Source organism: Leptolyngbya sp. FACHB-261, from assembly GCF_014696065.1.
Classification (GTDB): domain Bacteria; phylum Cyanobacteriota; class Cyanobacteriia; order FACHB-261; family FACHB-261; genus FACHB-261.
In genome coordinates this window covers 414,666-425,779 of record NZ_JACJPL010000027.1, presented here as the reverse complement: position 1 = coordinate 425,779, position 11,114 = coordinate 414,666, and the positions used below count along the sequence as shown (strand labels likewise).

The following is an 11,114-nucleotide window of genomic DNA, read 5'->3' as shown; positions in this document are numbered from 1 at the left end:
CAGACTAGGAGCCGCGCATGGTTAGTAGTGCTTTTAGAACCGTTCGATCAGAAGAAATTTTTGGGGCCGCTCGCGATCTAATGCCGGGTGGCGTGAGTTCGCCGGTCCGCGCCTTCAAATCAGTGGGTGGACAACCCATTGTTTTTGATCATGTTAAGGGTGCCTACGCCTACGACGTTGACGGGAATCAATACATCGACTACGTCGGCACTTGGGGACCAGCCATTGTCGGGCATGCTCATCCGGAAGTGCTGGGAGCCTTGCACCAAGCCTTAGATAAGGGCACCAGTTTTGGCGCTCCCTGCCTGCAAGAGAATATCTTGGCGCGGATGGTGATCGAGGCAGTGCCCAGTATCGAAATGGTGCGCTTCGTTAACTCAGGAACTGAAGCTTGCATGTCAGTGTTGCGGCTGATGCGAGCTTTTACAGGCCGAGACAAAATCATCAAGTTCTCGGGCTGCTATCACGGTCATGCCGACATGTTCCTGGTACAGGCTGGTTCAGGGGTGGCGACGCTGGGACTGCCTGACTCCCCGGGCGTACCCAAAACCACAACAGCCAACACACTCACCGCGACCTACAACGATTTGGAAGCAGTGAAAGCGCTGTTTGAGCAAAACCCGAACGAGATCGCGGGTGTCATTCTAGAACCTGTGGTCGGCAACGCAGGCTTTATTGTGCCTGAGGCTGGCTTCTTGGCCGGTCTGCGTGAACTCACCCGTGAGCACAACGCGCTGCTGGTTTTTGATGAAGTGATGACGGGCTTCCGTCTAGCCTATGGCGGTGCCCAACAACGCTTTGGCATCACGCCCGATCTGACTACTTTGGGCAAGATCATCGGGGGTGGTTTACCCGTGGGTGCCTATGGTGGACGTCGCGACATCATGGAAATGGTGGCGCCTGCTGGTCCCATGTACCAAGCAGGCACGCTATCGGGTAATCCTCTTGCCATGACTGCGGGCATCAAAACCCTAGAGATTCTCAATCGCCCTGGCACCTACGAGCAGCTAGAGAAGATCACCAAGAAGCTGGCCGATGGCCTCGTGCAAGTAGCCCATGAAACTGGACATGCTGCCTGCGGCGGTCAACTCGGCGCGATGTTTGGCCTATTCTTCACTGAGGGGCCAGTCCACAGCTACGAGGATGCCAAACGCTGCGATCTAGCTAAGTTCAGCCGCTTTCATCGGGGCATGTTGGAGCAGGGGATCTACCTCGCTCCCTCCCAGTTTGAGGCGGGATTCACCTCGCTGGCTCACACTGATGAGGATGTCGAGCGTACTTTGGAGGCCGCTCGTGCAGTGCTTGCCAAACTGTAGGCTCCAGATCCAAGCGCTCAAGCCTCAAAACCTCAAGTCCAAAGTCCCGAAGATTACCTGAACGAGTCGAGGTAGGGATTTAGGTTTGGCGGACAGGCTCCAAGTTGGGGCTTCTGGCTGAATTTGTCCCTACCAAGCTCTAGCTCTGGTTCATGGGTCTAGCTAACATTGACAACTTCACTTAAACAGCGATGAGTCCTGAAGACTTCATGAGGGTCGCCTTGGCCGAGGCCAAGCAAGGGGACTACCCCTACGGTGCAGTTTTAGTGAAAAACCATGAAATCGTCGCCAAAGCCCACAACACGGGCCGACGAGACCATGATCCCTCAGCCCACGCTGAAGTGAATGTCATTCGTAAACTCAGCCGACAACTGCAAAGCGCTTCGCTAGCGGGATACACCCTCTACACCACGGGTGAGCCCTGTCCGATGTGCGCCAGTGCTTGTGTTTGGGCGGGCATTACTGAGATTGTCTTCAGTGTCTCGATTCACGAGCTGGTTGAATGTGGTCAAAATCAGATTGATATTCCCTGTGCTGAAGTGATTGCCCGGGGATTTGCCCCAATCAAAATCACTCAAGGGCTGCTAAGAGATGAAGGCTTAGCCCTGTTTGGTCCCTAGCCGCTCGGCTAAACTAGCCTTAAATCAACCCCTGAGAGAGGCTGGAACAGTTGCCGATGCGGTATGGTGCAAGGTAGAGGTTGCAGGCTCTGCGCCGATCGCAATCTATGTTGAACTCCTTAAGGTTTTATGACCACACACTTCATCACTGCTGAGATCGATCTGCAAAGCTGTCCTGCTGAAATGTATCGTGCGATTGAAGCTGAACTGCAACAACAGGGTACCCCCCTGCGCTGGGCAGTAACTGATGTTGATGTGCCTCGGCAAAAAGCTGTGGTTGAGGCAATTGTGACTCAGGTTGAAGTACAAACCTCCCAGCGTTAACTGCCTCTAGGCTTCAGTCAGCGTTGAGTTTCAGTTCTAGCTTTCGTTTCAGTCATTGAGCCCTTGATTCAACGGCCTTACACCGTTCTGCTGCTGGTTCCCACCGGTATTGGTGCCGCCGTGGGAGGCTATGCAGGAGATGCTTTACCCGTAGCGCGGGCGATCGCTCAGGTGGCCGATCGCCTGATTACGCATCCTAATGTGCTGAATGGCGCTCAGCTCTACTGGCCAATGCCCAATGCCCTCTACGTAGAAGGCTATGGTTTGGACCAGTTTGCGGCGGGACGTTGGACTTTGCGTCCGGTACATCAGAACCGCATTGGCGTCATCTTTGACCAAGCGATTGAGCCTGAGTTACAGCTGCGTCATTTGCAAGTCATGAATGCGGCTCGTGCAACTTTGGGCCTGAATATTGCTGATTATGTGATTACTGACCAGCCCCTAGGGGTGAGCCTGCGAACCAGTGAGCAGGGAGCAAGTTGGGGCACAATCGAGCAACCCGACAGTTTGCTGCGAGCGGCAGAGCAGTTGATCCGGCTGGCTGGGGCGCAGGCCATCGCGGTGGTAGCGCGCTTTCCTGATGATGCGGACAGTGTAGCCCTGCAACAGTACCGCTACGGTCAGGGAACAGATGGTTTAGCTGGGGCAGAAGCAGTCATTTCGCACTTGGTGGTGCGCGAATTTCAAGTTCCTTGTGCCCATGCTCCCGCTCTCACACCTTTGCCTCTGGATCCGGCTGTATCGCCCCGTGCCGCCGCTGAGGAGTTAGGCTACACCTTTCTGCCCTGTGTTCTCGTGGGCCTGAGCCGAGCCCCCCAGTTCGGGTCTGGGCTGCCAGAACCTGGCGATGTACAAGCCAGTGAGGTTGATGCAATTTTGACCCCCTGGAGTGCCTGTGGGGGTGGGGCGCTACTGGCTCTAGCTAACCGGCCAAATCTACGAGTGATCGCAGTATCCGATAATAAAACTGCTTTGCAGGTGCCACCCGAAGCGCTGGGTATTCGCGCCATCAAGGTCCAATCCTACTTGGAAGCTTTGGGGGTGCTGGTTGCTCACCGGGCTGGTGTAGAGCCTACAAGCCTGTGCCCTGAATTAACTCATCTTCAGCCCTTAGTCTCATCCATCGCACAAGTTGGCGCATAGGTTTGGAGGCACAGCTTGGGACGCTTTGAGCTAGCGCTTGAGGCAAGTTGCGGCAAACTGAACTATTGCAATTCCAATTCCAACTCCAGATATCAAGTCCGAATATTCCCGCCTTAAAGAGTGAGACCAGATAACTAAGCCAGATAGTAAGGCCAAAGAGTGAGCCTACAGGCAGTATCCGGTAAAGGACTTGCTTGCTACCCGTTGATTTTTTGGTATCTTTGATCTCTGTTTGCTGTTCCTGCTCTGGTAAGCGCTGTATAAGGGTCTAGTTGCGAGTCTGTATATCAGCTCGATATATCAGCTCGATAGGTCCTTGAGGTGAACAAGACGAACTCTCAAGAGTCTCCGGCCTCAGCCCCTCAGGCCTGAAGAGTGCTCAGTCAATCCTAAAGGGTGTGTAAGCTGCCCAGTTCAAAAGCAGCTTATGGAATATCATTCATTGCATAGTCGCCGACCAACGCGGTTGTAAAACCTTGACTCAGAACCTTCCAGATGACTCCCCAGAATTGCCCCTGACTCGGCAGCAAGTTTTAATTGCCATGGGCGTGACCGCTCTGGTATTGCTGCTAGTCGCAAAGCTGTGGGCCTTTTTTGTGCCGGTTCAGATGCTGCCGGTCCGCTGGGAGTGGAGCGCCCTGCTTAATGGCGTGTTGTTGGGACTATTGATTACGGCTGCCAGTGCTGGTGTCTATAGGATCTGGCCTGGCTATCGGGACTCAGCCGATTACTACCTACACCTGGTGCTATCGCCATTGCTACTGCCAGACATGCTCTGGTTAGGGCTATTGCCCGGCATGAGTGAAGAGCTACTCTTCCGCGGGGTGATGCTCGCAGAACTGGGCCTGACGCCAGCAGGACTGGTGGTAACCAGTGTTTGCTTTGGCATCTTGCACCTGAGTGACCCTAAGCAGTGGCCCTACGTGGTTTGGGCAACCATAGTGGGTTTGGGCCTAGGCTGGAGCGCCATCCTGACGCACAACCTGTTGGTGCCCATTGTGGCGCATGTTTTGACCAACTGGGTCTCCAGCCTGAGCTGGAAGCTAGGTCGTCCAGCGCAAGCGTGACGCAGGATGATTGGCTATCTAAAAGGCAGTCTGAGCAGTGCGGTTGCCAATGGTAACCGTGCCACTGTCACCCTGGATGTTCATCAAGTCGGCTACGACCTCCAGGTTGCCCCTCGGTTGCTGCGCCAGTTACCAGGGGTGGGCGAGGTTGTGCAAGTGTTTACCCACCTCCAGGTCCGTGAAGACCAAATGGTGCTCTATGGCTTTGGGACTGCTGCTGAGCGGGATGTCTTTCGTCAACTAATCAGCGTCAGTGGGGTTGGGGCGCAACTGGCTCTGGCCTTGCTCGACACTCTGGGGCTTCAGGATCTCATTCAAGCGATCGTCAGTGAGAATATTCGTTTGCTCACCCGCACCCCGGGGGTGGGAACCAAAACTGCTCAGCGTTTGGCTCTAGAACTGAAGGCCAAGCTAGCCGAGTGGCGTAATGCGGCAGGCTTGACCACTGCCCCCAGTGGTGCCCCTGCTGACAATATCCAGGCTGATGTCGAAATGACCCTGTTAGCCCTAGGCTACACCAGCACTGAGGTCGTGCAAGCTCTGCAAGCAGTAGGCCGCAAAACAACGTTGTCTAAAAATGCCAACGTGGAGGATTGGATCCGCGAAGCGATTGCCTGGCTAGCGCAGTAGCGGTGATGGTAGAAGCGAGGCTAGGGCGTCCCTACTGGGGTTCAGGCTTCTGATACCGCGGAAAGCTGGGCAGGTCAACAGCCGCCAGGGATTTCAGACCCCGTTGCCGACGCTCAGGGTAAATCAAGGGCGATGGAGCGTTTGCGGTGTCTTCCAGGTTGGCTGGTGGGTTGGCTGGTGAGGCATTGCCTGGATCAGATCTCGCATCGGATCGCACATTTGGACTAGGCGTGTTTGGACTAGAGGCTACTGGCTCTGGTTTTCTACCTGTGTCAAGGGGTTGCCTTAATTCAGGTTGCGTTGTCTTAGGTTGCCATGAGTCAAGTTTCCGTGATTCGGGTTGCCTTGACTTAGAAAATCCGGGTTCAGGGGTTGGCTCTACTGGCCGAACTACTGGTTGAACTACTGGCCGAGCCTGACCTGCTGTCTCTTTAAACGGCTGAGGCAGGGCCTGAGGAAATGGTAGTAGTGGCTCAGGCTCACTTGAGAGGGAACTGACAGTACTAACAGCCTCTTTCATCTCTAGGAGACGAGGATCCAAATTAGGGCTATCGACTGTAGACCAGGGCTGAATTGGCTGAGCGCCTGGTGTCAATGACGCCTGGGCGACAGGACTACCCGGCACTTCTAAACAGCGCTCCAGCGCAGCTTTGAACTGTAAGGTATGACGCTGCTGACGTTGTAAGCGACTCTGCAAGTCCTGGCAGGTCAGTTCATACTGGTGCAGCGAGTGGGTTTGCTCGCTGAGATACTGCTGTGCCTGCGCGTATTGATTCTCTAGCTCTGAGATTCGTTCTTGGGCAGTTCGGAGTTGGTCACTCAGCGACTGGTTTAGAATCTTGATTCGATGGAACGCCTGTTGATTTTGCTCCAGGTCGTGGTTGAGTTGAGACACCTGCTGCAACAACTGTCGCTCTGAGCCGACCATCGCTTCATGGTGCTGTTGTTGCTGCTGCAGGCGGGCTTGCGCCTCGGCCAGGGCTGCGGCTAACTCCTGGTTACGCTGTTGCAATTCGAAAGTGTGCGCCTCAAGCTCGGCAGCATCGGCGTTGAGCGGACGAATGCTAACCAGTGACTTTTCCCCAGCAGGTTGAACCAGCTCTGGCGCTACCGCTCCTGAGCTTGCCTCTAAGGGGACCAGCTCAAAGGAGGACCATTGGTTCGCTTCTGGGTCAGCCTGACTCATAATTGCTCTGGACTCTTAGGCTTCTGGTCTTTATTCAATGATGCTGGAATTATGCAAATCCCTGATCATGAAAAGCTTAGAGCCATGATGAACCACAGCTTGCCAGTTTGCAATGTTTGAGTTTTCGAGTTGGCTAAATACGCTGACTTCTTAAGATTTAGGTACAGCAATTTCGGCACCTCCCATGCAGCTATCTTTTGCGCTTGTGGTCTACAAAGCGGGCGATGCCACTAGTCGCCGCTGGGCGGACCAGTGCGCCCGCCAGCTCCAAGACCGGGGTTGTCGCATCTTGATGGGACCGAGTGGTCCCCGCGACAATCCTTATCCAGTGTTTCTAGAATCCGCGGGTCAACCCATTGACCTGGCGGTGGTGTTGGGTGGGGATGGCTCAAGTTTGGCAGCAGCCCGTCATTTGGCTCCTCACAATGTGCCGATTTTGGCGATTAATGCTGGCGGACACCTGGGTTTTTTGACCGAGTCCTCAGAAGAATGCAGCGATACTGAGGCGGTTTGGGATCGGTTACTCGCAGATCGCTACGCTATCCAGCGGCGCATGATGTTGGAGGCTGAGGTCTTCGACTCGGACAACCGCTTGGCCAAGCCGACCAGTGACACCTTCTTGTGTTTGAACGAAATGGTGGTCAAGCCTGCTTCGGTAGATCGGCTGCCCAGTTCAATTTTGGAAATGGAGATCGACGGCGAGGTGGTGGATCAGTATCAAGGAGATGGCTTGATTGTCTCGACCCCCACTGGCTCAACCTCCTACACTGTGGCTGCCAATGGTCCGATTGTCTCGCCTGGTCTCAATGCGATTACAGTGACACCAATCTGTCCCTTGAGCCTGTCCAGCCGCTCGATTGTGCTGCCGCCTGGCGTCGTAGTCACGGTCTGGCCTCTAGCGGATCAGGAGTTAATGACTAAGTTGTGGGCAGATGGTGTGTTAGCAACCTCAGTCTGGCCTGGTCAACGGGTTGATATCCGTATGTCTAAGCATGAGGCGCAGTTCGTGGTGCTACGCCAGAACTATTCCTACTACCAAACTCTGCGTGAGAAGTTGCAGTGGATGGGAGCAAGGATCCACCTCAGCAATTCCCATCGCAACGGCCATCACCCATCCGAAAGCTAGCTGCAAGGCACGAAGGGTCTGACTAAGTGCCTAATGTCATGCCTACTCCACCCACCGAGCTTTTTTCTTGGGAACGCGAGGTGAGGAGGTGACGGGGCTGAGAATGTTGTTGAGAGCACGCAATTGTTCGGCAGTCCCCATGCAAATTAGGAGATCGCCATTGGCAAGCTGAGCATCAGCAGTTGGGCCGGTGAGCAGGGTTCCATCGGCTCGCCGAATCGCTAGAACTAGAGCGCCGGTGCGGGAGCGCAACTCGGTTTGCTGGAGTGTCTGACCCACCACAGGACAGGTCGCTGTATCGACCAGAAACTCCTCAATATAGAAGGCGCGATTGCTACTGGAGATCACCCCGTCGATGAAGTCCATGACTTGAGGCCGTAGGGCAGCAGCAGCCATGCGCCGTCCCCCAGTGATGTAGGGTGAAATGACCGCATCAGCACCGCCCTGCTTGAGCTTTTTTAGCGCTTCTGGTGAGTTAGCCCGAGCGATTCTGCGAACCTCTGGATTGAGGTTTTTGGCTGATAGAGTGACGTAGAGGTTGTCAGCATCAGACGGCAGGGTGCAAACAATGCAAGTGGCCTGATGGATACGGGCTTCTTCTAAAGTTTGATCGAGAGTCGCGTCGCCTTCCAAAGCGGTGTAGCCCAATTGCCGCGCGCCACGCACCAGATCAGGAATTGATTCGATGACTAGAAATGGCACCCCCTCCGCCTCGAATTCTAGGCAAACCTGACGGCCAGTGCGACCAAAGCCACAGACGATATAGTGACTGCTGAGTGATTCCATAAGACGTCGCTGCTCCCTCAGCCGGATCCCTTCTTGAAAGTAGCCTTGAATCACTGCTTCTGTGAACCGATTGACGATGTAGCCAATGCTAATTACGCCCATCAAAATCAGGCCGATTGTGAAAAGTCGGCCAGCACTTGTTAGGGGATGGACCTCCATAAAGCCAACGCTAGCTAGTGTGATCACCGTCATATACAGGGCATCGAGCAGAGACCAACCCTCGATCAAGCAATAGCCAGCAGTACCTAGGAACACCACGCCGCCTAGCGCCAAAACGCCCAAGATCAACTGCTGCTGAATTTGACGATATTTGAATTCGAGAGGCGTGTAGTTTGGCAAGAGACGAAGGTAGGATTGCAAATTCACAGCCTCACAATTTTCGCACGCAGAATTTAAGCGTCTGGTTCGCAGGCTGGTGTTTGATGTGTAGTTGCGATGAGATGTAGTTGCGGCGAGATGTAGTTGGGCTGAGTTCGATTAGTTCTGGTCTAAGCCTCTGCATAGGTTTAGTGTGGCGAGCAGTGACAGTTGCTGGTGCCTATTGGATGATGGGAGGGTGAACTCGTAAGCAAGGGGAATAGCCATGTATGTTCTAGTTGGCGGAGCCGGAATGGTCGGGCTGAATCTAGCACAACAATTGGTGGACTTAGGTCACACTGTTGCCGTGATTGATGTTGATCCCACGGCCTGTCGCTATGCACGAGAGCAAGTTGGAGCGATGGCCTTTGAAGGCAGTGCCGTTAGTACGGATGTGCTTTTTGAAGCTGGCATTCGCAAAGCCGATGCTGTGGCGGCAGTGCTGCGTAGTGATGCGTTGAATCTAGCGATGGTGACGCTGGCAAAACATTATGGTGTCTTGCATATTGTGACCCGCATGCGCCATCGTGATTTTGAAGAACCTTACCGCATTGCTGGGGCCCATCACGTGGTCAGCACGATCGATTTGGCGGTGACCACGATGGTGAATGCGATTGAATATCCCCAGGTGCAATCGATGATGCACTTTGAGCAGGGTCAGGTCGAAGTTCTCAAGTTGCCTGTGCCTGGAGAGTGTTATGTTGCCGGACGCACAGTCGCGCAAGTGGCTCAAGATCCACGTTTTCCAACGGGCTCTCTAATTATTGGCTATCAAGATCATCCCCATGCTGACTTAGTCATTCCTAATGGTCAAACTGTATTGGAGGCTGGCTCAACGATCCTGGTCGTAACCAAGCCTTCATTGCTGCACCGTATGATCGATTTTTTGGGTTTAGAACCTAATCATCTTCCAGCTTCAGAAGTTGTTGGTTGAGAATGTTGACGCGCTCTTGCACCACTTCCTCAGACAAAATACCTTTGCGCAAAGCGTCATTAAGAATTCCCTTTTCTGCTAGCAGTAGGCGACGACGAATGGCATCTAGCCCAGTGCGATCGCCTTGAAAGGTGGGTGATTGTTCCGGTCGCTGGTTGTAGATATCGCGCAAGTGTTTCTCAGAAGCAGCGACTCGCACCTGATACGTAGCTCGCATCTCTTCATAGATCGCTTTGGGCAAAACGCCTGACTTCAAGAGGCTATCTAACTCATCCTGAGCGGCTTTAGCCGTCATCAGCTGAGCCTGTAGCTCTTCGATTTGTTGACGCGCTCCAGAGCGATGGGAGATGTTTAGACGTCGTAAGAACCAGGCTAAGCTTGAGCCCTGTCCGACTAGAGATATCAAAACAACACCAAATACGATGGCGATCAATTGCTCCCGTTCGGGTAGATTCGCTGGCAAACTCAAGGCCAAGGCTGTTGCTAGAGAACCTTTGATGTTGCTGAAAAAAAGAACATGTCGCCAACTCATTGGAATAGGACGATCGAGCCAGCGAGCCAGTGTTAAGAGTGGATAGACCGAGATTGCTCGTCCAATCTGATAGGCGATGAGGGCTAGCAGCACCCCGGGTAAAGTTTGCCAGAGACTAATCAGGTTAATCTCTAAGCCAATTAGCAAAAAAATAAAGGTATTGACCCCGAACCGGGCGTATTCCCAAAAACTATATAAGGTCACTAAAGACGAAGCCGAAGTGCTACGCGAGAGCCCAAAGTTGCCTACGATTAGACCCGCAACTACCACCGCCACAACCCCAGATACTTCCAAAAATTGCCCGATTTGGAAGGCACCCAGCGCAACCGCAACAGTCAGCAGAATGCCACTGAGTGGATCATCCGCTTGAGTAAACAATCCAGCACTCAAATAGCCCCAGGCGAGTCCCACCAGGGTGCCGCCCACAATGACAACTAAAAACTCCTGAATCGCATCTAGAGGTGTTAACGAACCCGTAGTATAGGCAATCAAAATCAGACCAAATAAAACCAGGGCTACATCGTCATTGACGAGGCTTTCACCCTCCACCAGCGTGGTTAAGCGTGGTGAGGCTGAAACCTCTTTGAATACAGCAATAACCAGCGCTGTGTCTGTAGTTGATAAAATCACCCCTAGCAGCAAAGTAGGCACCCAGGCTAGATCTAAGCCTAGTTTGAGCAGTAGTGAAGTGACGCCAGCACAGAGCAAAAAGCCTGGCCCAGACAAGAGCGCAATCGGTTTGATTGTGCTGCGCAAGCGACTGATGTCGGTATTAATCGCCGCTTCGAATAGCAGAATCGGTAAAAAAAGATTGAAAATGAGTGAAGAATCCAGGTCAATACGATGGGGCAAAAGCTCAGTAATGGCCAAGCCGGCTAAGACTAGACCCGTAATATAAGGAATCCGAAATTGCTTTGAGAGCAGCGCAACCCCTGTTGCTACCAGCAGCAAAATAATCAGAACAATAACTAATTCAGAAACCGTTCCTTTCTCACCGCTACTGGGAAGGGCTGCCAAAAATGATTGTCCCCAAGACCAACCCCAAGACCAACCCATTGATCACACCTGCTGAGATAATTTCTAAGCGTAGAGT

General features: G+C 53.3%; 11 protein-coding genes. 8 read left to right on the top strand and 3 right to left on the bottom strand.

Annotated features, from left to right (window positions below; genetic code table 11):
- Window positions 1-17: 17 nt before the first annotated feature.
- The 6 genes from hemL to ruvA all read left to right on the top strand — a co-directional run bounded on the left by hemL (window position 18) and on the right by ruvA (window position 5,100).
- On the top strand, window positions 18-1,316 hold the full coding sequence (gene hemL, locus H6F94_RS21590; protein ID WP_190804306.1) for a glutamate-1-semialdehyde 2,1-aminomutase: 1,299 nt from the start codon (window positions 18-20) through the stop codon (window positions 1,314-1,316).
- Between the two features lie 191 nt (window positions 1,317-1,507).
- The gene (locus H6F94_RS21585; RefSeq protein WP_190804305.1) at window positions 1,508-1,936 is read left to right on the top strand and encodes a nucleoside deaminase; all 429 of its coding nucleotides are present in this window, start codon (window positions 1,508-1,510) and stop codon (window positions 1,934-1,936) included.
- A 129-nt stretch (window positions 1,937-2,065) separates the two neighbouring features.
- Window positions 2,066-2,260, top strand: coding sequence for a DUF8621 family protein (locus H6F94_RS21580; RefSeq protein WP_190804304.1), 195 nt, complete (start codon window positions 2,066-2,068; stop codon window positions 2,258-2,260).
- A gap of 63 nt (window positions 2,261-2,323) precedes the next feature.
- Window positions 2,324-3,403 carry a DUF3326 domain-containing protein gene (locus H6F94_RS21575; protein ID WP_190804303.1) on the top strand — a complete coding sequence of 360 codons (1,080 nt, stop codon included), beginning with the start codon at window positions 2,324-2,326 and terminating at the stop codon, window positions 3,401-3,403.
- Between the two features lie 476 nt (window positions 3,404-3,879).
- Entirely contained in the window at window positions 3,880-4,470 is a 591-nt protein-coding gene (locus tag H6F94_RS21570; protein WP_242041317.1) for a CPBP family intramembrane glutamic endopeptidase, read from the top strand.
- Window positions 4,471-4,476: 6 nt separating this feature from the next.
- Window positions 4,477-5,100, top strand: a complete 624-nt coding sequence (gene ruvA / locus H6F94_RS21565) for a Holliday junction branch migration protein RuvA (RefSeq protein ID WP_190804302.1) — start codon at window positions 4,477-4,479, stop codon at window positions 5,098-5,100.
- Between the two features lie 31 nt (window positions 5,101-5,131).
- On the opposite strand, the gene H6F94_RS21560 is transcribed toward ruvA, so the two are convergent.
- Window positions 5,132-6,286: a hypothetical protein gene (locus tag H6F94_RS21560; protein WP_190804301.1), complete on the bottom strand. Its 1,155-nt coding sequence runs from the start codon at window positions 6,284-6,286 to the stop codon at window positions 5,132-5,134.
- A 184-nt stretch (window positions 6,287-6,470) separates the two neighbouring features.
- On the opposite strand from H6F94_RS21560, the gene H6F94_RS21555 reads away from it, so the two are divergent.
- A complete protein-coding gene (locus H6F94_RS21555; RefSeq protein ID WP_190804300.1) occupies window positions 6,471-7,412 on the top strand; it encodes an NAD(+) kinase in 942 nt (313 codons plus the stop codon).
- A gap of 42 nt (window positions 7,413-7,454) precedes the next feature.
- On the opposite strand, the gene H6F94_RS21550 is transcribed toward H6F94_RS21555, so the two are convergent.
- Entirely contained in the window at window positions 7,455-8,558 is a 1,104-nt protein-coding gene (locus tag H6F94_RS21550; protein ID WP_242041316.1) for a potassium channel family protein, read from the bottom strand.
- A 223-nt stretch (window positions 8,559-8,781) separates the two neighbouring features.
- On the opposite strand from H6F94_RS21550, the gene H6F94_RS21545 reads away from it, so the two are divergent.
- Window positions 8,782-9,489, top strand: coding sequence for a potassium channel family protein (locus H6F94_RS21545; RefSeq protein WP_190804299.1), 708 nt, complete (start codon window positions 8,782-8,784; stop codon window positions 9,487-9,489).
- Here H6F94_RS21545 and H6F94_RS21540 read toward each other — a convergent pair.
- Window positions 9,455-11,077 carry a cation:proton antiporter gene (locus H6F94_RS21540; RefSeq protein ID WP_190804298.1) on the bottom strand — a complete coding sequence of 541 codons (1,623 nt, stop codon included), beginning with the start codon at window positions 11,075-11,077 and terminating at the stop codon, window positions 9,455-9,457. The genes H6F94_RS21545 and H6F94_RS21540 overlap by 35 nt on opposite strands.
- Window positions 11,078-11,114: the final 37 nt, after the last annotated feature.

Bases quoted from the DNA above. Each gene is read 5' to 3' on its own strand.
- hemL (WP_190804306.1), top strand. From the start codon at position 18: ATGGTTAGTAGTGCTTTTAGAACCGTTCGATCAGAAGAAATTTTTGGG.
- H6F94_RS21585 (WP_190804305.1), top strand. From the start codon at position 1,508: ATGAGTCCTGAAGACTTCATGAGGGTCGCCTTGGCCGAGGCCAAGCAA.
- H6F94_RS21580 (WP_190804304.1), top strand. From the start codon at position 2,066: ATGACCACACACTTCATCACTGCTGAGATCGATCTGCAAAGCTGTCCT.
- ruvA (WP_190804302.1), top strand. From the start codon at position 4,477: ATGATTGGCTATCTAAAAGGCAGTCTGAGCAGTGCGGTTGCCAATGGT.
- H6F94_RS21560 (WP_190804301.1), bottom strand. From the start codon at position 6,286: ATGAGTCAGGCTGACCCAGAAGCGAACCAATGGTCCTCCTTTGAGCTG.
- H6F94_RS21555 (WP_190804300.1), top strand. From the start codon at position 6,471: ATGCAGCTATCTTTTGCGCTTGTGGTCTACAAAGCGGGCGATGCCACT.
- H6F94_RS21545 (WP_190804299.1), top strand. From the start codon at position 8,782: ATGTATGTTCTAGTTGGCGGAGCCGGAATGGTCGGGCTGAATCTAGCA.
- H6F94_RS21540 (WP_190804298.1), bottom strand. From the start codon at position 11,077: ATGGGTTGGTCTTGGGGTTGGTCTTGGGGACAATCATTTTTGGCAGCC.